The organism is Paenibacillus sp. FSL R5-0912 (assembly GCF_000758605.1).
Taxonomy (GTDB): Bacteria; Bacillota; Bacilli; order Paenibacillales; family Paenibacillaceae; genus Paenibacillus_AQ.
On sequence record NZ_CP009282.1, the window covers coordinates 2322459 to 2344565 of the forward strand.

Here is a 22107-nt window from a genome sequence, read left to right on the forward strand (position 1 = left end):
TATTCTTCTATCCTTCAATCAGACTTGGACGACGCCCGCGACCTGGATGCCTTGCGGTATTGGAGCGGAGTCAGCCCAGTTGATCTTTTGAAAGTTTTATTGAAGTGGGACAGATGCTCGAAGCCGACTGTGGAAGCGATCTCCTGAATCTTCACGGAGGTTCCGGCCAGCAGGCGCTGGGCCTCACGGACTCTGACATGAACAATGTATTCACGGAAATGAAACCCGGTCAGGCGGTGAAAGACGCGGCTCAGGTAAGACGGGCTGATGAAGAAGTGTCCGGCAGTCTCTTCCAGCGTAAGCGCTTCGCGGTGATGGCCCCGGATGTAAGTGGCGACATCGGTTACCAGATGATGCAGCGGGTGCTTCGTCCCGCCGGCCTGTGTCGTACTCTCCGAGCGCTGGAGCAGAATCATCAGCTCGGTGAATATCGCCACGATGGAGGCTTCATACAAAGGCCGCTGGATACGTGCTTCCTCCAAAATACGGTTCAGCAGTGTCTCCGCCTCATTCTGTTCGCGCAGGGTCAGCCTGAACAGACGGTAGCGGTGGTTCTGAAACCACAAGGCTTCACCTTGCAGCACAAGGGGCAGCAGATCAGGATCGTAATTGATCAGAATCCGTTCAAATTCGGCCATTTCGGAGCTTGCAGTAGCATGCAGCTCCCGGCCGGGAATCAGAATCAGCTCGCCCTTGTGAACCGTAACGACCCGGTCATCCACAAAGTATACGCGCTCACCTTCTGTCAGATAGTACAGCTCGGTGAGTTCATGGCTGTGGGGGCGCGGCATCGCAGTGATGCCTTTGCGCTTCATATGCTGAATGCTGAACCGTCCTTCTTCTATATGATATTTCGGATTAGGGCTAGTCACGCTGGTCATAAATCTCCTCTTCTCATATGAACCGTTACGGTTATTATAGAATAAATAGAGGTCGCCATGAAAGGAGCCGCACATGTTAATTACAGTATCGAAGAGTCCCGGAGAAGGATATAGCAGTCTGCAGGAGGCGCTGGATTCCATTCCGCCGCAGCAGAAGCAGGCCGTAACCATCCGGATCAAGCCCGGCATTTATGAGGAAAAGATTACAATCGTCCGCGAAGCCCCGCCCATTCTGCTGCTGGGGGAGGACCCGCATTCCACCGTGATTACCTGGAATGATAATGCCCACACTCTGGGAGCGGACGGTGAACCGCTCGGTACCTTCCGCAGCGGCACCCTGAATGTGTTCGCGGAAGGCTTCACAGCCGAGAATCTGACCATCCGGAACGCTTCCGGTCCGGGAACCGGACAGGCGGTGGCAGCTTTCGTTGATGCCGGACAGGCGGTGTTCCGGCGCGTTCGTCTACTGGGTGACCAGGATACACTCTATACAGGGCAGGGCAAGCAATACTACAACGACTGCTATATTGAAGGCGATGTCGATTATATTTTTGGAGCCGCCACGGCGTTGTTTGAGGGCTGCCATCTGCATAATAAGCGGTCCAGAGGTTATATTACAGCCGCTTCAACACCGGAGGAAGCAGCATTCGGCTATGTGTTCCTGAATTGCTGGATTACCGGCGGCGAAGATGTCAGTGAGGTGTATCTCGGGCGTCCTTGGCGTCCTTATGCGCATGTAGCTTTCATCCGCACGGTCATGGACGGTTCAGTGACCGGCGAAGGCTGGCATAACTGGGGGCAGCCGGACAGGGAGCAGACCAGCCGTTATGAAGAATACGGCAGCAGCGGGCCAGGGGCCTGTCCTGAGAGCCGCGCTGCATGGTCGCGCCAGTTAACTACAGAGGAAGCTGCGGAGTACCGGGTTCTGACCGTTCTGGACGGCTGGCATCCTGAAGGCTATTAAGAACCAGGAGGAACCCTGATGGAATCATTGGAACAATATATGAAGCAATTGACCGCTTCCGCAGCGCAGGACGCTGCCTTCCGTGAGGACATTCCACACGGGGAGTGGCGGGCAAAGCTTACTGCAAGCTTTACCGGACGGCTTGGCGGCTTTCCGGAGGAACGGGCAGCGCTTGCACCTGTGCTGCTTGAGCGGGTAGCCTGTAACGGATATATACGTGAGCGTGTGGAGATTACCACTTATGAAGGACTTAGAATGGCTATGTATCTTCTGATTCCGGGGCAGCCGTTATCTTCTCCCTGCCCGGCTGTTCTGGCTATTCATGGGCACGGCTACGGCAGCCGTGAGATTACCGGCCTCAATCCGGACGGCTCGCAGCGGCAGGGTGACCCGGGGCTGCATAAGGATTTTGCCGTCTCACTGGTGAAGCAGGGCTTCGTGGTCGCAGCGCCCGAGGTGCTCGGCTTCGGAGACAGACGGCTGGCAGAGGATCTGGAGAGCGGTGAGCCCGGGCGCAATTCCTGCTTCCGCCTATCCTCTGCACTATTGATGGCGGGGCAGACGATGGCAGGCTACCGGATCTATGAAAGTATGCGGGCGCTCGACTATCTGCTGACGCGGGAAGAGGTTAACGGTGAACGATTAGGCATTATGGGTATTTCCGGCGGCGGGCTGGTGGCTGGCTTCACGGCTGCACTGGATCAGCGGATCAGCTGTGCGGTCGTCAGCGGGTATGCCAATACGTTTGCGGACAGCATCCTTACCCGGAATCATTGTCTGGACAATTATATTCCGGGCATTCTGCTGGAAGCAGAAATGCCGGATTTGCTTGGTTTGATTGCCCCGCGCGGCCTGTTCCTGGAGTCGGGAGATACCGATCCTTTGTTTGGTCCGGCTGGCGCGAAGCAAGCCCTGGACCGGCTGGAGGCGATCTATAACGCAGCAGGGCATGGCGGACAGGTGGAGGCGGATTTTTTTGTTGGAGGGCATGAAATACACGGGGAGCCGGCATATGCCTGGCTGCGGAAGCAGCTTGCCGGTGAATGAGCTCAGACTTAGGCTTGGAACATAAGCGACAGGAGGAATAATGATGTCTATCACAGAAACAACAACGTCAGGTTTGTCCCGCAGAATCGCGGATACCTTCATCAGTCAATGCAATGAACACGGGGAACATGAGTATGTCATGGAGCGCTGGGCCTATGTGCCCGGTATGCTGCTGATGGCAGTAGCCCGCGCCGGTGTGCAGCATGGGGAGTCCGAATATCTCTCCTTCATGCAGCGGCATATGGATAGCTTCATCGGGGAGGACGGCTCGATCCGCACCTATTCGCTGGAGGAATATAACCTGGATCAGATCAACCAGGGCAAGAATCTCTTCTACCTGTACCGGCAGACCGGGGAAGCGCGTTACGCTGAAGCGGCTCATCTGCTGGCGGCACAGCTTATTGGGCAACCCCGAACTTCAGAAGGGGGATTCTGGCATAAGAAGGTGTATCCTTTCCAGATGTGGCTGGACGGATTATATATGGCTTCGCCGTTTCTTGCCGAATACGGTGCCGTATTTCAACGTCCCGAGCTGATAGATGAAGCTGCCCGTCAGCTGCTATTGATTGAGCGCCGGACCCGTGACCCGCGGACCGGCCTGCTCTATCACGGCTGGGATGAATCCAAAGAGCAGGAATGGGCGGACTCGTCCACCGGCCTCTCTTCCCACTTCTGGAGCCGGGCGATGGGCTGGTACGCCATGGCCGCCGTGGACTGCCTGGAGCATTTCCCGGTCACCCATCCGCAGCGGGGAACGATCATCGGTATTTTCCAGCGGATGTGCGGTGCACTGCTTGAGGTGCAGGACCAGGAGACCGGCCTGTGGTATCAGGTGCTTGATCAGGCAGGGCGTAAAGGCAATTACCTCGAAGCCACCGGCTCCTGCATGTTCGTCTATGCGATGGCCAAAGCCCTGCGGCTGCGTTATCTGGAGCCTTCGTTCAAGGAAGCGATGCTGAAAGGCTACGGGGGAATCCTCACGCATCTGGTTACCGAAGATGAACAGGGCGTTCATCTGCATCAGATCTGCCACGGGGCAGGACTCAGCAAGGACCGGAACGGTTCCTATGATTACTACATTTCTGAGGCGATAGTCTCTGATGCGCCAATGGGTGTTGCGCCATTATTGCTGGCTTCCCTTGAGGTGGAGAAGTACCTTGACGGGCAATAGGCTGCTGCTGTCGGAGCAGACGAATACTTGAATACCGATGAATTGAGCGTCAACATCGTTATACAGCCGATCCCGGTCCGCCTTTTGTGATAGTATAGGATATTGGATACTTCTAATAGAGGACATGCGGAGGAAGCTATGAATCAGGAATTGCATAGAATAGCCGGGTGGATTAACGGTCAGGCAGAGAGAGTGATCGTGGGGATTTCGGGTCACGGGGCATCGGGAAAGACGACGTTTGCCCATCATCTGATCAGTCTTGTGGGGCAAGAGAATGTGAATGTTCTGAATACTGACCCTTACATTATCGGTTCTGATCTTAGGCGGTACGCAAGGATTGACTACGAATATAACAATGAACCATATCGTGATAAAATGACTGCCTGTCACCCTGCTGCCCATAACGTAGCTGCTTTGGAGAGAGACATCCGTATGCTGCGGGACGGCTTGGATCTGTATACCATCGGTACGCATTATAGCAAGAGTACGCTGTTATCTTCTGACAACAAGATTAATATTGTAGAAGGCATGAGCGTTGCTTTTACGGACCCAAGTCTGTATGATCTCAAAGTCTACTTATATACGGATGGGGAGACCGAGCTGAGGCGGAGGGGATTCCGTGATGTGGCTGAGCGGGGGGCGGATCTTCAGTATTTAATGAAATCCCACGAACAGCGCAGAATTCAGTATGAATTATTCATGCATCCGTATCATGAGAAGTTCGATATTGTGATCAGGAATCAAGATTAAGCTTAGTTTCGGCGAAAAGAGAGTCATACACAGCTGCGGCCCCAGCCTTCCGGTGACATGGAGGATTGGGGCTGCAGCTGTTTAAATTGAATGGCTGTAACTGATAAAACATACTTCTCGATTTGCTGCTTATGATGCTTGTCGTGTGGAATGAAATCTCTCAGGTGTTCGCGAATGCTGAATTTATTGCCGTCTCCAATACGAATTGCCCGATCGCTTCCTGCTTGGTCACTGTCCTGGCGTATAGAACCGCATTGGCATTGAATTCATTAAAGTCCTGATGAACTGCCGTCAGCGGCTGGCCTTCCTTCACTTTGACAAAGGCCTCATCATAAAAGTATTTGTCCCACAGCATAATGTGGCAGAGCACGTAAGGGCCATTCCTTAAAAGAATCTTAACAGGCAGTAGCTGCGGGAATGTGCAAGTAACTATAGGAAGAGAAATGCTGCATCCATACAACAATTTCGGATTATGGCCGCCTTTAGGAGCAAAATGTTGTATTATGGGCATGATTATAGGAAATTTGCCGGACCCTCTACCACATACAGCGGGCCAATCGAGAATTAGTTTCGGCAACAGTAGCTGGAAGTCCCGACAGTCACCGTGGTGAAGCTGGGAGTATGTTAACAACTTAAAGTGAGCGGGTATGTATGGCTCTTTGTAGTAGAATCGCGTGCGCAGCATTGGTATACTTTAACAAAAGCTCCATCCGATCGTGATTTCAGGGAGGTCATCAGCCGTGAACGTAACGCCTGACTCAAAACTGCTGTGCAAGCTGAGAATAATGGTTGTGCTGTTCAGAAGCCTGGCCAGGGCAGCTCTTCCGGCTCTACTTCTGCTGGTTCTGGCTACAGGCTGCTCGTTATTTGATCGTGGAGGCTCATCTGCCATCAGTCACAAGATTGACGAGGAGAAGGATGTCATATCCTCTAACGGCAACGGGGTCAGCAATCTGGACAAGCTGGACAGCTTCATGGAGCGGGGAAGCGGCAGCCAGCGGATCGTGCAGTATACTATCGAAGGCGACCCGATCTTTATCGAATTAAGGTATAAAGGCGGACGGCTGGAGCTCGATTATGATACCACTGAGGATGCCTTCGGTTCCCGTGAAGTGAAGACTTACAGCTGTAGTGAGCTTGTACGGACGGAGGAGAAGCATCAGTTGAGGTACTCCCTGAAGGGCTGCGAGGGGGATATGGGGGATGGAGATTTACTTATCGTCAGCTTCGATCTGAGCTCGCAGGATAAATTTGAGTTTGTGCTCAAATACGGGTTTAATCACAGGAATGAGATCAATACGGTGAATCAGTCCCTGGTAAAAGATATGCTGAACGGTACTGCCAGCGAAATCAGCGATTTCTCCCTGCCGCAGGCAGACCGGCAGAGCATCTACCGGAAGCTGGTGTTGGCCAATTACCTTGTGGAGAAGCAGCTTAGTACAAGCTGCAACCTCAAGCCTTATGAGAGCTATGATCTGACGGTGATGATCAATAGTGCCGAGCGGCATTATGCCTGGAGCGAATGTGATACCGGCAGGGATGGCAAGACCATGACGGAGGCCGCAGATTACATTATCGGGCTTGTAGAGGCCGGGGATAGTTACTTACAGCTGCCTGCTGCTACAGGCGGCGTCAAATAGAATTACAGGAGGTTCATTATGCTGCAGCGGGTGCTGCTGATTGAGGACGATGAGGCAATCAGCGAAATGGTAGGTTCATATTTGACTAAAGAGGGCTACGAGGTGGAGACAGCATTTGACGGGGAGGTGGCGGTGAAGAAATTTCTGGGCGGTCCGCCATATGATCTGGTACTGCTGGATCTGATGCTGCCGAAGCGCAGCGGCACGGATGTGCTGCAGATGATCCGCAGCGGGAGCCTTGTGCCGGTGCTGATTATGTCAGCGAAGGACAGTGATGTAGATAAGGCGCTGGGGCTTGGCTTCGGCGCGGATGATTATATCACCAAGCCGTTCTCGATGATTGAGCTGGCCGCGCGGGTGAAGGCGGCGATCCGGCGGGCCGGGTACGCAGCGCAAGGGAGCCAGGCTGCCGCCGGCAACCTGACGCAGACCGGAGAGGAGCCGAAGCCGCCGAAGTCCAAAGTGATCGAACTGCAGGGGCTAACGGTCGATCTGGACAACTTCTCGGCGCGGAAGAACGGGGAAGAAGTGAAGCTGACCGCCAAGGAATTCCATATCCTGAAGCTGTTCGTGAGCAGCCCGGGACGGGTGTTCACGAAGGCGCAGATTTACAGTCTGGTCTGGGAGGATGATTACTTCGGGGATGAGAATGTAATCAATGTACATATGCGCAGACTGCGCGAGAAGATTGAGGATGATCCTTCCCATCCGGAATATATCCGAACGCTGTGGGGCATCGGCTATAAGCTCGGAGATATGCAGCAATGACAGCCTTGTTCATTATCATCATTGCTCTGCTTCTGCTGGTCCTTGTCCTGCAAGTAATGAATTCGCGGCAGCACGCACGCCAGTTGAAATATATTCATACCAAGCTGGAGAGCATTGTGGAGCGCGGCTCGCATGAACGGCTGCTTCTGATGAGCAGCAGTCTGGAGCTGCAAATCCTGCTGACCGATCTGAACCGGCTGCTGGATGTCAATCATAAGGGAGCCGTAGAACGGGCCAGGCTGGAGAAGTCTATGCGCAGTATGCTGGCTAACATCTCCCATGACCTGAAGACCCCGCTGACAGTGGTGCTAGGGTATATTGAGACCCTGCTGCATGATAAAGACATGCCAGCGGAAGAGCAGGAACGTATTCTGCGCACCATACATTCCAAAGCGGGGGAAGTCATCACGCTGATGAACCGTTTCTTTGATCTGGCCAAGCTGGAGTCGGGGGACCGGGATATCCCGCTGTCACGTGTGGAGCTGGGTGAGGTCTGCCGCAGGAATATTCTTGTGTTCTACGATATTCTGAGTGCCAAAGGTGCCGACGTGCAGATCGAGATACCGGATGAGCCGCTCTATATGATGGGCAACGATGATGCACTGGACCGGGTGTTGTCCAATCTGTTGTCGAATGCGATTGCCTACGGCGAGGCCGGCGGGGTACTGGGGCTGAAGCTGTACAGCACTGCCGGTCAGGTGTTCATAGAAGTATGGGACCGGGGCAAAGGCATTGCCGAAGGCCATGAGGACAAGGTGTTCGAGCGGCTCTACACCCTGGAGGATTCGCGCAACCGTGACTACCAGGGCAGCGGCCTGGGGCTGACCATCACCAAGCGGCTCACCGAGCAGATGAACGGCCGTATTTCCTTAAGCAGCAAGCCGTATGTCCGGACGGCATTTACGCTTTCTTTTCAGCGGCTGACCTTCTGAATTCCGGTTCTGGCGGGGCGGTCCGCGTATTCTGACGCAGCTTAAGATTTACGTAAGATTCAAGTAATAAAAAAGCAAACTCCGCCCTGTAGAATAAATACCAGGAAGACAAAGAAGAAGTCAAAGGGGATAACGGACATGACAACCATACTCCGGACATGGGATTTAACCAAAGTCTATGAGGAGAAGGAAATCGTACGCAGCGTGAATATGGAGATCAGGCAGGGTGAAATTTACGGGTTCCTGGGACCCAACGGTGCCGGCAAAACTACGGTGATGAAAATGATCACGAATCTGGTGAAGCCGACGGCGGGCGAGATTGAATTTTTCGGCGAGAAGATGACTCACCGCTCTTACGAAATGCTGAAGCGGATGGGCAGCATCATTGAATATCCGGTGTTCTACGACAAGCTGAGTGCCCGCGAGAATCTGGCGCTGCATGGCGAGTATATGGGATATTATGATCCCCAAGCGATGAAGGAAGCACTGGAGCTGGTGAAGCTGAGTGCCGTGGACAAGAAACCTGTGAAGCAATTCTCCCTGGGGATGAAGCAGCGGCTGGGCATTGCCAGAGCGGTGATGACCAAGCCGGAGCTGCTCATTCTGGATGAACCGATCAATGGGCTGGACCCGCTCGGCATCAAGGAACTGCGCGAGGTGTTCCGCATGCTGAGCCAGGAGTACGGCATGACACTGCTGATCTCCAGTCATATTCTGGGAGAGATCGAACAGATTGCCGACACCATCGGCGTGATCCGTGAAGGAGTACTGGTGGAACAATTGGCGATGGATACGATCCGTAACCAGAATACACAATACATTGAACTGATTACTGGCGAGTGCACGAAGGCTGTCTATATCCTGGAGCATAAGCTGGGCTTGACGAACTACAAAGTGCTCGACCCGCGCACGATACGCATTTACGACGAGATTCCGCAGCTGGAGCTGAGTAAGGCACTGGCTGAAGCCAATGTGGAGCTGGAGAGTATGAGCAAGAAGCATCATTCGCTGGAAGATCACTTCGTAGAACTGATAGGAGGTGCCCGCAATGCTTAAGCTGATTCGTTTGGAGCTGCGTAAGAACAAATTCAATTTTCTCAAAAGTGTGCTGATTGCCGATCTCGCCATTCTGGGCTTCATGGTTCTTATCGCCTTTACATCGCTTAACGAAGGGGAATTCAGCACGTATACGGATTTATTCGACGGAGTGTTCGTTTTTGTAAAAGCGACCTTTATCATCTTTGCCTCTGTCCTGATCAGCAAGCTGGTGATCGACGAGTACAAGAACAATACCATCACTGTGCTGTTCATGTACCCGGTTCCGCGCAAAATGCTGCTGGCTGCAAAGTTAATCATTGTGTTTCTGTTTACCTTCCTCAGTATTTTCCTGTCTGATGCTGTAATCAGCGGCATTCTTACCGGGATTGATTATTTCGTGCCTGACGTGATTCAGGGAACACTGACACAGGAGCTGATCACTACCCAGCTGATGAAGGCCGGGACGGATGCACTCTACGCTGCAGGCATTGCACTGATTCCGTTATACTTCGGGATGCGCCGCAAATCCGTACCGGCTACCATTGTCTCCGCCGTTCTGATTGTCATGCTGATCTCGTCCGGCTTCGGGAACGGGGGCTTCCGGATGGGCAATCTGATCTGGATTTCGCTCTCTCTGGCGCTGGTGGGAGTGGGGATAGCGTACCTGTCGATCCGGAATATTGAGCATCAGGATGTGGCTTAGCAAGAAAGGCAGACCTGCTGTTACCGGCAGAACGGGTGCTGTCCCTCACGGGATGGCACTGTTTTTTTGTTTACTCAGCCGTCTCAGATTGCGATGTTTTGTGGCGACCAATAGCGGTTTTTTTGTTATAATAGTAAGTAATTCAGAGATTTCTACATAAATAGAGTTTCTTCGCAATCTATGGTCCTATAATATAGCAGGAATGAAGCAGCAGAGGAGGCGGGCCATGCGTACAGATTGGGCTTCTATCCTGGGCCGGGCACTTTCTGAAGAAAGTGCTTTTAGAGCGTTGTTCGATCATCATCCGGATCTCATTATCGTGCTGGACAGACAGGGGCGTTATGCCGACAGCAACCGTACCTTAAGTGCAGAGGACGCAGCCAGGCTGATCGAATGCCGGATGCATCCTCCCGGGGAGGCCTATTTCGCATCTGCTCTGGCCGGTATTACATCCAGCTTCGAATTAATTATGGAAGCGGCAGAAGTAAGCGGAGCAAAAGCAGGGGATTCCGGGGGTAATGCTGTTTCTGTAAGGTATGTGCCGCTTCATACAGAGGAAGGTATTGCCGGTGTATTTGCCATCGTTCATGATACCGGGGACCGGCCGCTCTCTCTGCTGCTGCAAAGCTGGGAACGCATGAGCAGGCGGGATTCGTCCGGTGCGGAACGTATAGGGCTTGAGGGAGCGGACTTTCCTCCCCTGACGGACGATGAGCTGGCCGGGGAAGCACTGCCGCTTTCGGAGTTTGTTTTTGAGATGGCGGAAGATAGACGGCTTAGTCTGATTCTGAATTCCGTCTCTGCCGGAATCTTCGGACTGGATACGCTGGGGCGGACGATCTTTATCAACCGTGAAGGGGCCGAAATGCTGGGCTATGAGCCGTCAGAGCTGGCCGGACTGCCGATGATGGAAATGATTCACTATATCGGCGGGAGTGCAGCCCGGCATTCACCGCTGGAATGTCCGATCCGGCTCACCATTCAAGATGGCGTTACCCGCAGCAAAGCGGATGAAATCTTCTGGCGTAAGGACGGGACCAGCTTCTTCGTGAACTACCGGATTGCTCCGCTGCTGGATAAAGGCATGATCTGCGGTGTGGTCGTCTCCTTCAGTGATATAACGAACGAACGGGAGATTCTCCGGGCCAAGGAATCGGCTGAGCAGGCTGCGCAGGCCAAGTCTGATTTCCTGGCGATGATGAGCCATGAGATCCGCACCCCGATGAACGGTATGATCGGGATGGCAGATCTGCTGCTGGAAACAAATCTGGAGGAAGAGCAGCGCAGTTATACCGAGATTCTGCGCAGCAGCAGCTACAGTCTGCTGCAGATCCTCAATGATATTCTCGATTTCAGCAAGATGGAAGCCGGCAAAATGCCGCTGCAATCGGAGAGCTTCGACCTGCGCGAGATGCTGGAGGGTATCATTGATCTGTTCACTCCCAAGGCAGAGGAGAAGAAGCTCGCCCTGCGCTGGTGGGCGGATACCAGCGTGCCGGATATTGTCACGACCGATCCGAGCCGCTTGCGGCAGATTATCGTCAATCTGGTCGGCAACGCACTTAAATTCACCGATCAGGGCAGTGTGACCCTCTCGGTGAAGAATATTCCGCTGCCGGCCTCGCCGGAATACCTGCTGGAGTTCTCTGTCCGTGATACAGGGGTAGGTATTGCTGACAGCAAGCTGAATCTGCTGTTCCAGTCCTTCTCCCAGCTGCATCCGTCCATTAACCGTAAATATGGCGGCACCGGACTAGGCCTTGCGATCTGCAAGCAGCTGGTGGAGCTGATGGGCGGAACGATCTTCGTGGAGAGCGAAGAGAACCGGGGATCGATCTTCCGGTTCATGCTTCCTTTTGTGAAGGAAGAGGTTGAAGCGGAAGTATACCAGCCCTAATATAACAAACAGCAAGTCTCCGTCAGGAGACTTGCTGTTTCTGTTTGCGGCTGCTATTAGCAGCTGTATAGGTAATTGCTTCACCAGCTGATCCTGCCTTTGGGTGAGACTGCCTGCTATCCTGATGTTTCAGGATACAGCGGGTTCGGCTGCCCCGCAATATGATCCGCAATCAGCGTGTAGAACTCAGGGAATCTCGGGTCCCCTGGACTCCTGATTTCTTCAAAGGTGCGGATATATAGCCCCTGGGAGGCTACTGAAGTGATAATATCGCCTACAGTCCAGCCCCGTGTCACCACTTGGGCTAACCCGGACCGTTCCTCTTCGGGAAGCAGCTTGGCAAAGGCAACCTCACCTTCCCTGAGTGTATCGTCAAAATAATTACCCGTAGGATGCTGAAGATTCCGGGTTGTCATCCATGCCCTGGCGAACGGATGGAAATCCGTCAGTATGAGCCTGCCGTTTGCCGTTAACCTTCTGCTGACCAAAGAAAATATAGCATTTAAATCCGTAAAGTAATGCAAAATCCCAAACTCCATCAGGACAACATCGAAGGTTCCCAGGGCTTCCTCGCCGGGGATATTTAAGACGTCTGCACAGATGTAGTTCAGTGTAACCCCCGCCGCTGCCGCTACTTCACTGGCATACAGCCGGTTCTCTTCGGATAGATCCACGACAGTAACCTCAGCACCCAGCAAAGCGAAACAATTCGCCTTCATCCCGTGAGAGCCTAGCAGGTTCAGCACCTTCAATCCTGACGGGTTGCCTAGGTACTTCAGCCAATGCCGCAACGGTTGCCTTGGGTCCTGCTTCAATCGCCCGGCCAGCTCATCAGGTGATCCATGATGCTGTGTCCAGGCCTGGTATGCCTTCGTTTCCCAAGCTGTCTTATTCGCACGTGCCATCTGCTCCTGCATCGTATACCCCCTTGATAAATATTGGGAATCGCCCTTTCTGATCTTACTATACTGTATTTACTATGCAACAAAAAACGAATCCTTATCTGCATAAGCTGCAGACATTGGATTCGTCAATGGTAGCGCCTGATCATTCTAGTGCATATACATAAGACCAACTGTAGCCGGCCCGCAGTGGCTGCCGATGACACAGCCGGCGTGAATGACAGCAATTTCATTCACACCTGTCTGCTCACGCAGTGCCGTTTCCAAATACTTGGCATCCTCTTCGGCCAGGGTATGGGCAACAATGAGCAGTTCCTTGTCCATATCGGCAGCATTCGCAAGCGCATGCTGCAGCATTTGCTCTACGGCCTTCTCCTTCTTGCCGCGGATTCTGGCTACGGGTACAATCGCCCCATCCACCAGCCGCAGTACAGGCCGGATCTTCAGCAGGCTGCCGATAAAGTTCTGCATGCCTGAGCAGCGTCCGCCCATATATAAGTAATCCAGCGTATCGACGACAAACTCGGATTCCACCCGTTCACGGGAGGTTTCGATCATAGCTGCGATGTCGGCCGCACTGTGGCCTTTGGCTGCGGCGCGGGCGGCCTTCATGACCAGCAAGGCGATCCCGCCGCATAACGTCTGGGAATCCACAACATGTACCCGGCCATCAGGGAACTCGCCTGCGGCCAGCAGGGCATTCTGATATGTAGAGGATAAAGAAGAAGAAAGACTGATATAGACGATATCTCCACCGCTACTCACGACTGGCTGAAAAGCGGCAATGAAATCAGCCGGGGAAGGGGCTGCCGTCTTGGGCAGTGCACCACCCGCGGCGACACGGCGGTACACTTCTTCGGGTGTAATCTCTACACCATCCTTGAAGGTACCGTCTTCAAAAACTACATATAACGGGACAATGCCGATATCATACGTTTCCTTCCAGCCTTGCGGCAAATCGGAAGTGCTGTCTGAAAAGATTTTTACGATAGACATGAATATCTCCTTCACCGATCTTGGATGACAATACTCAATATTAAGACCCTATAATCTGTTTATTATACCAAGCCTGCTTCGAATCTCAAAATAAAAAATGCTAGCTTGTGAGGCTGGCCGGTTATGCCGCTTCTTCATCCGCCTGAGAGCTGACTGTGCACATGCAAAAAAGCTTCACCGTCCTTGCAGGGACAGTGAAGCCATTTCCGGTATAGCGAAGAAGTTCATTCTTTATTTCTTCATTACTGGAATCCATATTTCGCAGACATAATCCCCGGCCGAGGTATCGCCTGGAGGATACAGCTCGAATTCGGGTCCGCCTGTATGCTCGTAGCCCGTTCCCGGGAACCATTCCTGGAAAATGCGCTGCCAGACCCCTTGAATCGCATCAGGCATAGCTCCTACGGATTTGAATACCGCCCAGGTCGCAGCCGGAACCACTGCAGTCTCATACCCCTGGGGATCCGCCCCTGGCGGGCTTTCCACAGCAATCCAGTAAGTCAGCATTTCCTTCTGCATGTCCATGCACATACAGATGCCGAGCCATTCTTCGCGTAAGCCGAACTCAATCAGCTTATCTGATGTGCCGTCATCATTACATTCATCCCAAAACTGCGGAATTCTGCGGAAATTCTCCCCATCCTTGGTGGTAACCTCCATTGATTTGCCGATAACGGTAAAAGCTTCTTTATTCACGATTTTGTAATCCATTTCCTGATCTCCCTTCAATGACAGATGGAAAGAGAGGCGCGGGAAGGCTTTGAGCTGTACCCCAGGCTCGCGTGCGGCAGAGGGGGTAAGCCCATGCGCTTTGCGGAACGCTTTGGCGAATGACTCCGGAGAGTCATATCCGTATTTGAGTGCGACATCCAGCACCCGGATGTTTGAAATGGCCAGCTCTTGAGCGGCCAGAGTCAATCTGCGTTTGCGGATATAGTCTGCTACGGTGACGCCGGTCAGCATGCTGAACATGCGCTGGAAGTGGAAAGGGGAGACATAGGCCACTGCGGCAATCTCTTCGATCCGCAGCGGTCCGGTCATTCTGCTCTCCATATAATCCAGCGCGTTCTTCATTCGGATCAGCCATTCCATGTTTGCCATCTCCCTTTAAGTTCATATTATCACGCGGCCTACGGTCCGGTCCTGTTATTCTCTGCTCATCTGAGACAGGGTACAGTCAACGGCCTACAGTCTATGATCCTATGATGTCATGTTTCAAGGGGGTTGTCAGCTTCCGGCATAAGCTAGCCTAACCGGCAGACTCTTGCTTCATATGGCCGCAGCGTACTGCGGTCCATGGGCACCGGCTCCTCCGGATAGTTACCGATAATCGTTTCGGTTACGGCATTCAGCTCGTCAGGCAGCTCTACAGTCTGCGGCGTGTCACAGAAGTTCAGCAGCACCAGCCATTTCTCACCATCCAGTGTCCGGGTGTACGCGTAGATATATTCATGCTCCGGCAAAAGCAGCTCATATTCACCATACACCATGATCAAATGCTGCTTGCGCAGGCTAATCAGCTGCTGATAATAGTAAAATACCGAGTCAGGATCGGCCAGCGCCTGTTCCACATTGATCTCTGTGTAGCGCGGATTGAGCTTGAGCCAGGGTGTGCCAGCGGTGAAACCGGCATTCGTTGAGGCGTCCCACTGCATTGGGGTCCGGGCGTTATCGCGGCCTTTCGTGTGAATCGCCTGGAGAACCGTCTCATGATCTCCGCCGCCTTCCGTAACCTTTTCCCGGTACATATTAAGTATCTCAATATCCTTGTAGTCTTCCAGCACAGGGAATTTCACGTTGGTCATGCCGATTTCCTCACCCTGGTAGATATAAGGTGTACCTTTGAGCGTGTGCAGCAGGGTAGCGAGCATTTTGGCCGAAATCACACGGTATTTGCCGTCATCCCCGAACCGGGAGACCATCCGCGGCTGATCGTGGTTGTTGAGATAGAGGCTGTTCCAGCCTTTTTCAGACAAGCCTACCTGCCATTTGTGCAAAATATCGCGCAGACCCTTCAGCGTCCACGGAATCACATTCCACTTGCCGCCCGGGCCGGAATCGACATCCATATGCTCGAACTGGAACACCATTTGCAGCTCATGCCGGTCTTCGTCAGTATAGAGAATGGCGTCTTCGACAGTTGCCCCCGGCGTTTCGCCGACGGTCATTACATCGTATTTGGAGAGGACTTCACGATTCATTTCCTGGAGATACTCATGAACTCGCGGTCCATTCATGTAATATTCTCCGCCACCGGCCAGCTCACCGGGAGCCAGGCCCTCATGGTGTGCGGAAGGGAGTCCTTCTACTTTGGAGATCATGTTGATAACATCCATCCGCAGCCCGTCTACACCTTTGTCCAGCCAAAAAGCAATCATTTTATAGAGAGCTTCCCGCAGCTCCGGATTCTCCCAGTTGAGATCCGGCTGCTTGCGCGAGAACAGATGCAGATAATATTCGCCTGTGGCTTCATCCTTCTCCCAGGCTGGTCCGCTGAAGATGGAGCTCCAGTTGTTCGGCAGCGCGCCATCCGGTCCGCCGGGACGCCAGATATAGTAATCGCGGTAGGGGTTATCCTTGGAGGCGCGGGATTCCGCGAACCAGGCATGCTCATCCGAGGAGTGGTTAATTACGAGATCCATCATCAGCTTGATGCCGCGTGCATGCAGTCCGGCCAGCAGCTCCTCCCAGTCCCGCAGCGTGCCGAATTCATCCATAATGTCCTCGTAGTTGCTGATATCATAACCATTGTCATCGTTCGGCGATTTGTATACGGGTGACAGCCAGACGACATCGACGCCCAGCTTCTGGAGATAATCCAGCCGGGAGATGATCCCCTGCAGGTCCCCGATTCCGTCTCCATTGCTGTCCTGGAAGCTGCGGGGATAGATCTGATAGACTACGGCTTCTTTCCAAAAGGCTCTATTCATTTGGGTGGGCTCCTTTGAGTGGTATTTGAAATTTGAGCTAGAGAAGTTTCCAATGTAGATGCTGGTCGTAACTGCGGTGATTTTCGGACTTCCGGTCGCTGTTGTCCCCAGATTTCCTGATTAAACCGCTGTTAGCGGTAGAAATCCGGTGACAAAGGCGATCGCTATCGCTCCTACAGTTCCGAAATTCCCCTCCGTTACTGTCATCTTATATTGTCTTCACAAGTTCAAATTATAAATAAGCCCCGAAGAAGCTTAATGCCTCCGGGGCGGGGGAGACAGAGACTACACAGTTACCGAAGAGCCGTCAGCAGTCACACTGCTCAGTCCGTTCACCGTATACTCCTTGCCATGAATCGTGAGGGATGCCGGAACATCGGTTTCATTACTAACCGTAACCTGTACATCGGTAACTGTAACTTTTAGGCGCGAGCCGCGGAACATGATTTTGAACGAATAAGAGGTCCAGTGTCCCGGGTTGGAAGGGTTCAGGGTCAGCCGGTCGCCCAGCACACGCAGTCCGCCGAAGCCATGTACAATCGACATCCACGTTCCGGCCATGCTGGTCGTATGGCAGCCGTCTTCCGTATCATTATTGTAATTATCGAGATCCAGCCGTGAAGTGCGCAGATACATCTCATAAGCCTTCTCTTTGTAGCCCAGCTCGCAGGCCAGAATCGCATGGATACACGGGGAGAGGGAGGACTCATGCACGGTAATCGGCTCGTAGAAGTCGAAGTTGCGCTTCTTGGTCTCCAGATCATAACGGTCACCCAGGAAGTAGAGCCCTTGCAGCACATCCGCCTGTTTGATGAAGCAGGAGCGCAGGATGCGGTCCCAGGACCATTTCTGGTTCAGCGGCAGGTTCTCCGGCAGCACATCCTTCACCTGGATAATCTCCTTATCGAGGAAGCCGTCCTGCTGCAGGAAGATGCCGCGTTCTTCATCGGCCGGATAGTACATTTTGGCGATAATCTCGTTCCACTGTGCCGTTTCACTGTCCAGCAGTCCCAGCTTGTCGGCCAGCTCTGCATAACGTGTGCCTTCATACTCTTGCAGATACGCCAGCGCCTCCAGTGTGTATTCCATCGTCCAGGCGGCAATCCGGTTCGTATACCAGTTATTGTTGACGTTGTTCTCGTATTCATTCGGGCCGGTTACGCCGAGCATCACGTATTTGTCCTTATGTGGCACATAGTGTACGCGTTCTTCCCAGAAGCGGGAGATCTCTACCAGCACCTCAAGCCCGTATTGGCCGAGATAGGCCTTGTCGCCGGTATAGTTCACATAGTTGTAAATTGCGTAGGCAATCGCGCCGTTGCGGTGGATTTCTTCAAACGTAATCTCCCACTCGTTATGGCACTCCTCCCCGTTCATCGTCACCATCGGGTAGAGCGCGCCTTTTTTGTAACCGAGCTTCAGGGCATTCTCTTTGGCTTTCTCCAGATGCTTGTAACGGTAGATCAGCAGATTGCGGGCAATCGAGGAGTCAGCGGTACTCAGATAGAAGGGCACACAATAAGCTTCCGTATCCCAGTAGGTGCTGCCGCCGTATTTTTCCCCGGTGAAGCCCTTCGGTCCGATATTGAGACGGTCGTCTTCGCCCGTGTATGTCTGATTCAGCTGGAAAATATTAAACCGGATCGCCTGCTGCGCCGACACGTCACCCTCAATAATAATGTCGCTTTCCTTCCACTTATCGCCCCAAGCCGCAGCCTGTTCGGTCAAAAGCGCCACAAATCCAGCTTCACGCGCACTCTGCAAGGCGGTCCGTGCGGCGTCTACCAGCTGTCCCAGCCCGTAATTGCGGGAGGTGACATTCGCGGCATACTTATAAATGACTACCTGATCGCCGGACTGTACCGGAATCGTAACTTTGCTGCCTACATATTTCTCCTGCTCCAGGGCTTCCGCTTCAGCGGCAACCGGCTCTCCATTCAGCAGAATATCGTATACATAAGCCGAGGTTACGTGGAAATCAAGCTTTTTGGTCTTCAGGGTGAGATGTCCGCCCGCCGGTTCCGCTTTCTTCTCGACCTCGTTCCAGAACTTCTCGTCGTAGTTGGAATCCTTGTTCTTGATATCGCCATCCAGATAAGGAGTCACGGTAATCTCGCCGGAGAAATTGAGCGGCTGGATAGAGTAGCGAATCGCACCAATCTCATGGCGGACCATGCTGACGATGCGGATGCTCTCCACTTTCACTTCTTTGCCGTCTGCGGTCGTGGCTGTGAAGCTGCGGGAAAGTGTGCCTTCCTTCATATTAAGTACACGGCGGAATTCGCTGATGGTGCAGGCTGCCAAATTAAGCGGAGTGCCGTCAACTTCAACGTTGATGCCGATCCAGTTGGTGCTGTTGAGGACTTTGGCAAAATACTCCGGATAGCCGTTTTTCCACCAGCCGACCCGTGTCTTGTCAGGGTAGTATACACCGGCCATGTAGCTGCCTTGCAGGCTGTGCCCGCTGTATTGCTCTTCGAAGTTGGCTCTGCCGCCCATGTACCCGTTACCGATGCTAAATACGCTTTCGGAAATTTCCTGGGTCTGCGGATCAAAGGATTCTTCGATGATGGACCATTCATCAATTTTGAGGTATTGTTTCATTGTTATTGGCTCCTTTTAGATGGGGGAATGAGGTATATAAAATGAACTATCAGTTCGATGATACAGTTGCGTGTTGGCCGCTCCGCCGACAAAAGGTTGTTACGATCGCTGTTGTCCCCGGATGCTCAGATTGAAGCTTATTGGGTAAGCATCCGGGGACAAAGGCGAACGCTGACGCTTCTCCACAATCCTTTTGCCCGCTCCGCTATCACGTAACTTTAGATCTCACATATAGTTCTTTTATAAAGAGTAGGGCAGAAGACAAGGACTCATCTTACACAGCAGCTGTTAATATTCGTCAAACCGAGGCAAAAGATTCCTGTAATGTCCGGACGCTGATCTGCTGCAGCGAAGGGACCACCAGATTCGCTGCGCCCAGCGTCTCGGGCGAACCGATGCCGACGCTGCGCATGCCGGCACGGGTGGCGGCCAGGATGCCGGCTTCGGCATCCTCGAAGACTACGCAGTGTTGAGGGGCGGTGTTGACTGCTTCTGCTCCCAGCAGGAAGACCTCCGGATCAGGTTTGGCTGCGCTGGTGTGCGTGCCGTCTATGATAGCATCGAAGTAGGGGGTAAGGCCGGTGTTGTTCAGGATGGTCATCGCATTCTTGCTGGCGGAGCCCAGGGCTACCTTGATGCCATGTTTCCGGCATTCCTTCAGGAAGTCCAGCGCGCCGGGCAGAATCTCTGAGCTATCCATCTTGGCGATGTATTCCACATAGCGGTTGTTCTTCTGCTCGGCCAGTCTTGTTTTCTCCTCTTCTCCAAGCTCGATGCCGCCGATCTCCAGCAGGATATTCAGGGAAGCGGCCCGGCTGACACCCTTAAGCCGCTCATTATCGTGCTCGGTGAAGACAAATCCGAGCTCCTCCGCCAGCTCTCTCCAGGCAATATAGTGGTATCTGGCGGTGTCGACGAGTACACCGTCCAGATCGAACAGGCAAGCTTTGATTTCTGACATATTGAACCTCCTAAAATGTAAGTGGATATAATCTATTTTGAGAATCGCGCCGAATGGGCGCGTCACAATAAATGGACGGGGAATGCTGCACCAGGTACAACAATCCGTCTGCGAAACCCCCAGTGCTCCCAGGGTAGGCTAAAGCCTGACCAGGGCGGAAAATCCTATCCAAATGTGGTTCGATCTTATTTAGCGCAAACGTTTGTACAAAGCTCCAAAAAATAAATGAAGCGCGATTAGCTTCATTTATCAGCTTGTGAATCATTACTGCTTGTGAATCATTACTGCTTGTGCATCATTGCAGCTTGTGCATTGCAGCCTGTGCAAGTCATTGCTTACCCGGAGTATACATCGATGACTCCCGTACGATTAAACGGTGGGGAATGACAAAACGGTTCGTATATCCGTCATGATTATCCGGCTTCTGAATACTCTGAATCAGCACCTGTGAGGCTGTATAGCCCAGATGATAGATTCCGATATCAATGCTGCTGATTGGCGGGCTGGACAATTCCGAGAGCGGAATATTGTTAAAGCTGACAATCGCCAGATCCTCAGGGACCTTGTATTTCAGCTCATTCAGTCCGCGCAATACCCCGAAAGAGACCATATCATCCACCGCAACGAGTGCCGTTGGACGGTTCGGGAGATTCATGAAGAATGACATCGCCCGGTAGCCGCTGTCCTGCAGAAACTCGCCTTCGACAATCCATTCCGCCTTCATTTCAAGGCCTTTATTCTGCATTGCCTTACGGTAGCCTTCCAGACGGTCGCGCGAAACGATAAGATTCGGCGGGCCGCTGACGAAGCCAATGCGTTCATGACCCATGGAAATAAGGTGGTTCGTTGCATCATAAGCAGCCATGATATTATCATTGTCGACTGACAATATATCTTCATAGCGGTCGCTTCGTCCAACCAGCACGAAGGGATAGCCGCCTGATTCCAGAAAATCGATCACCGCATCATCTTTACGGGAATACAGCAGAATAACGCCGTCCACGCGGCGTCCTTTGAGCAAGCGTGAGACGGCTTCAAGCTCTTCCTTCTCATTTGCCCCGGAGCTGATCAGCACATCATAGCCCGAACGGCTGGACTGGGTGACGATCCCGCGGATTAATTCCATAAAAAACAAATTGGAGAACAGCTCTTCAGCCGGTTTCGGAAGAATGATGCAAATACTGTTGGTTGTCTTGGAAACGAGACTTTTGGCCATCATGTTCGGGGTGTAGCCCATTTCCTCCATAATCACTTTAACCTTACGGGAAGTTTCTAGGCTGATTCTGGGATGGCCTGACAACACCCGGGAGACCGTGGAGGGAGATACTCCCGCTTTCTTGGCCACGTCCTTAATGGTAACTGTCATAGAAACCTCCTTATGGAACCGTTTGCTTTACACAGTAATATTAATCGAAGTCCTGATGATTGTAAATAGAGAAACCCGGTGTGTTGCACAATACTGGCATAGAAAGTGATGAAATGAACATTTTTACTGTGCTGGTCACAAGCTTTCCACAGGGATTCACTGGATGTTTATCAATGGAGTGGTATTCGTGGGAGTAGGCAGTATTGAGGTACTCCGGACATTGCACCGAAACTGTGCAAACGTTCTTAGATTGATGTGAATGATTATATATCTGATTAATTTTCGAAATTTCTTTATAAAATAAGGATTTATTTAGAATTTCTCAGCTTTTTAATTATTGACGGAAGTAAGTGGATGAATATGAAATGTGCAAATTAATGCAATTAATGACTTAAATATTGTGCAACTATTGGCACGTTTTGCAGAATATTTTGGAAAATTACTAGTTGACAATAACTTTACTAGCAGATTAGTATGAAATCGAAATGAATTAAGCGTTTACAAAGTCTGATTTTATGCAGGATATTTATGTCGCTGCCCGTAGTCAATGAATAAGA

At 52.3% G+C, this 22107-nt stretch carries 19 protein-coding genes; 10 read left to right on the plus strand and 9 right to left on the minus strand.

All coding sequences use genetic code 11. The features are described from left to right. Window positions 1–14 precede the first annotated feature (14 nt). Window positions 15–881, minus strand: coding sequence for a helix-turn-helix transcriptional regulator (locus R50912_RS09745; RefSeq protein WP_042234359.1), 867 nt, complete (start codon window positions 879–881; stop codon window positions 15–17). A 73-nt stretch (window positions 882–954) separates the two neighbouring features. Here R50912_RS09745 and R50912_RS09750 point away from each other — a divergent pair, with 73 nt between their 5' ends. The 4 genes from R50912_RS09750 to R50912_RS09765 all read left to right on the plus strand — a co-directional run bounded on the left by R50912_RS09750 (window position 955) and on the right by R50912_RS09765 (window position 4813). Further along, the gene (locus tag R50912_RS09750; protein ID WP_042234362.1) at window positions 955–1845 is read left to right on the plus strand and encodes a pectinesterase family protein; all 891 of its coding nucleotides are present in this window, start codon (window positions 955–957) and stop codon (window positions 1843–1845) included. A gap of 18 nt (window positions 1846–1863) precedes the next feature. After that, window positions 1864–2892 carry a dienelactone hydrolase family protein gene (locus R50912_RS09755; protein ID WP_042234365.1) on the plus strand — a complete coding sequence of 343 codons (1029 nt, stop codon included), beginning with the start codon at window positions 1864–1866 and terminating at the stop codon, window positions 2890–2892. 43 nt (window positions 2893–2935) lie between these two features. After that, window positions 2936–4063: a glycoside hydrolase family 88/105 protein gene (locus R50912_RS09760; RefSeq protein WP_042234368.1), complete on the plus strand. Its 1128-nt coding sequence runs from the start codon at window positions 2936–2938 to the stop codon at window positions 4061–4063. Between the two features lie 138 nt (window positions 4064–4201). Further along, entirely contained in the window at window positions 4202–4813 is a 612-nt protein-coding gene (locus R50912_RS09765) for a uridine kinase family protein (protein ID WP_042234370.1), read from the plus strand. A gap of 160 nt (window positions 4814–4973) precedes the next feature. Here R50912_RS09765 and R50912_RS09770 read toward each other — a convergent pair whose 3' ends face one another. Beyond that, window positions 4974–5183 carry a hypothetical protein gene (locus R50912_RS09770; protein WP_042234372.1) on the minus strand — a complete coding sequence of 70 codons (210 nt, stop codon included), beginning with the start codon at window positions 5181–5183 and terminating at the stop codon, window positions 4974–4976. A gap of 370 nt (window positions 5184–5553) precedes the next feature. On the opposite strand from R50912_RS09770, the gene R50912_RS09775 reads away from it, so the two are divergent. The 6 genes from R50912_RS09775 to R50912_RS09800 all read left to right on the plus strand — a co-directional run bounded on the left by R50912_RS09775 (window position 5554) and on the right by R50912_RS09800 (window position 11791). Further along, window positions 5554–6453 carry a DUF4362 domain-containing protein gene (locus R50912_RS09775; protein ID WP_042234376.1) on the plus strand — a complete coding sequence of 300 codons (900 nt, stop codon included), beginning with the start codon at window positions 5554–5556 and terminating at the stop codon, window positions 6451–6453. A gap of 18 nt (window positions 6454–6471) precedes the next feature. Next, entirely contained in the window at window positions 6472–7221 is a 750-nt protein-coding gene (locus tag R50912_RS09780) for a response regulator transcription factor (protein WP_081956444.1), read from the plus strand. Next, a complete protein-coding gene (locus R50912_RS09785) occupies window positions 7218–8153 on the plus strand; it encodes a sensor histidine kinase (RefSeq protein WP_042234377.1) in 936 nt (311 codons plus the stop codon). Before R50912_RS09780 ends, R50912_RS09785 begins: the two co-directional genes overlap by 4 nt. Before the next feature lie 138 nt (window positions 8154–8291). Continuing rightward, window positions 8292–9209, plus strand: coding sequence for an ABC transporter ATP-binding protein (locus R50912_RS09790; protein WP_042234379.1), 918 nt, complete (start codon window positions 8292–8294; stop codon window positions 9207–9209). Next, entirely contained in the window at window positions 9202–9894 is a 693-nt protein-coding gene (locus R50912_RS09795; protein ID WP_042234382.1) for an ABC transporter permease, read from the plus strand. Before R50912_RS09790 ends, R50912_RS09795 begins: the two co-directional genes overlap by 8 nt. 226 nt (window positions 9895–10120) lie before the next feature. Further along, complete coding sequence (locus R50912_RS09800; protein ID WP_052416173.1) at window positions 10121–11791, plus strand: hybrid sensor histidine kinase/response regulator; 1671 nt, start codon at window positions 10121–10123, stop codon at window positions 11789–11791. A 116-nt stretch (window positions 11792–11907) separates the two neighbouring features. Here the strand turns inward: R50912_RS09800 and R50912_RS09805 are convergent, their stop codons facing one another. The 7 genes from R50912_RS09805 to R50912_RS09835 form a co-directional block, all read right to left on the minus strand. Further along, the gene (locus R50912_RS09805; RefSeq protein ID WP_042234385.1) at window positions 11908–12708 is read right to left on the minus strand and encodes a class I SAM-dependent methyltransferase; all 801 of its coding nucleotides are present in this window, start codon (window positions 12706–12708) and stop codon (window positions 11908–11910) included. Between the two features lie 135 nt (window positions 12709–12843). After that, complete coding sequence (locus R50912_RS09810) at window positions 12844–13689, minus strand: DegV family protein (protein ID WP_042234387.1); 846 nt, start codon at window positions 13687–13689, stop codon at window positions 12844–12846. Between the two features lie 231 nt (window positions 13690–13920). Next, window positions 13921–14781: an AraC family transcriptional regulator gene (locus tag R50912_RS09815; protein ID WP_042234389.1), complete on the minus strand. Its 861-nt coding sequence runs from the start codon at window positions 14779–14781 to the stop codon at window positions 13921–13923. 152 nt (window positions 14782–14933) lie between these two features. Continuing rightward, window positions 14934–16619 carry a glycoside hydrolase family 13 protein gene (locus R50912_RS09820; RefSeq protein WP_042234390.1) on the minus strand — a complete coding sequence of 562 codons (1686 nt, stop codon included), beginning with the start codon at window positions 16617–16619 and terminating at the stop codon, window positions 14934–14936. Between the two features lie 285 nt (window positions 16620–16904). Continuing rightward, entirely contained in the window at window positions 16905–19223 is a 2319-nt protein-coding gene (locus R50912_RS09825; protein WP_042234394.1) for a glycoside hydrolase family 65 protein, read from the minus strand. A gap of 298 nt (window positions 19224–19521) precedes the next feature. Then, window positions 19522–20184 (minus strand): beta-phosphoglucomutase, encoded by a 663-nt coding sequence (gene pgmB, locus R50912_RS09830; protein ID WP_042234396.1) that lies wholly within the window; start codon window positions 20182–20184, stop codon window positions 19522–19524. A gap of 328 nt (window positions 20185–20512) precedes the next feature. Continuing rightward, window positions 20513–21550 (minus strand): LacI family DNA-binding transcriptional regulator, encoded by a 1038-nt coding sequence (locus R50912_RS09835; RefSeq protein WP_039307469.1) that lies wholly within the window; start codon window positions 21548–21550, stop codon window positions 20513–20515. Between the last annotated feature and the right edge of the window lie 557 nt (window positions 21551–22107).

Excerpts from the sequence above, each read along its gene's own strand:
- R50912_RS09745 (WP_042234359.1), bottom strand. The coding sequence starts at position 881 with ATGACCAGCGTGACTAGCCCTAATCCGAAATATCATATAGAAGAAGGA.
- R50912_RS09750 (WP_042234362.1), top strand. The coding sequence starts at position 955 with ATGTTAATTACAGTATCGAAGAGTCCCGGAGAAGGATATAGCAGTCTG.
- R50912_RS09755 (WP_042234365.1), top strand. The coding sequence starts at position 1,864 with ATGGAATCATTGGAACAATATATGAAGCAATTGACCGCTTCCGCAGCG.
- R50912_RS09760 (WP_042234368.1), top strand. The coding sequence starts at position 2,936 with ATGTCTATCACAGAAACAACAACGTCAGGTTTGTCCCGCAGAATCGCG.
- R50912_RS09765 (WP_042234370.1), top strand. The coding sequence starts at position 4,202 with ATGAATCAGGAATTGCATAGAATAGCCGGGTGGATTAACGGTCAGGCA.
- R50912_RS09780 (WP_081956444.1), top strand. The coding sequence starts at position 6,472 with ATGCTGCAGCGGGTGCTGCTGATTGAGGACGATGAGGCAATCAGCGAA.
- R50912_RS09785 (WP_042234377.1), top strand. The coding sequence starts at position 7,218 with ATGACAGCCTTGTTCATTATCATCATTGCTCTGCTTCTGCTGGTCCTT.
- R50912_RS09790 (WP_042234379.1), top strand. The coding sequence starts at position 8,292 with ATGACAACCATACTCCGGACATGGGATTTAACCAAAGTCTATGAGGAG.
- R50912_RS09795 (WP_042234382.1), top strand. The coding sequence starts at position 9,202 with ATGCTTAAGCTGATTCGTTTGGAGCTGCGTAAGAACAAATTCAATTTT.
- R50912_RS09800 (WP_052416173.1), top strand. The coding sequence starts at position 10,121 with ATGCGTACAGATTGGGCTTCTATCCTGGGCCGGGCACTTTCTGAAGAA.
- R50912_RS09805 (WP_042234385.1), bottom strand. The coding sequence starts at position 12,708 with ATGCAGGAGCAGATGGCACGTGCGAATAAGACAGCTTGGGAAACGAAG.
- R50912_RS09810 (WP_042234387.1), bottom strand. The coding sequence starts at position 13,689 with ATGTCTATCGTAAAAATCTTTTCAGACAGCACTTCCGATTTGCCGCAA.
- R50912_RS09815 (WP_042234389.1), bottom strand. The coding sequence starts at position 14,781 with ATGGAATGGCTGATCCGAATGAAGAACGCGCTGGATTATATGGAGAGC.
- R50912_RS09820 (WP_042234390.1), bottom strand. The coding sequence starts at position 16,619 with ATGAATAGAGCCTTTTGGAAAGAAGCCGTAGTCTATCAGATCTATCCC.
- R50912_RS09825 (WP_042234394.1), bottom strand. The coding sequence starts at position 19,223 with ATGAAACAATACCTCAAAATTGATGAATGGTCCATCATCGAAGAATCC.
- pgmB (WP_042234396.1), bottom strand. The coding sequence starts at position 20,184 with ATGTCAGAAATCAAAGCTTGCCTGTTCGATCTGGACGGTGTACTCGTC.
- R50912_RS09835 (WP_039307469.1), bottom strand. The coding sequence starts at position 21,550 with ATGACAGTTACCATTAAGGACGTGGCCAAGAAAGCGGGAGTATCTCCC.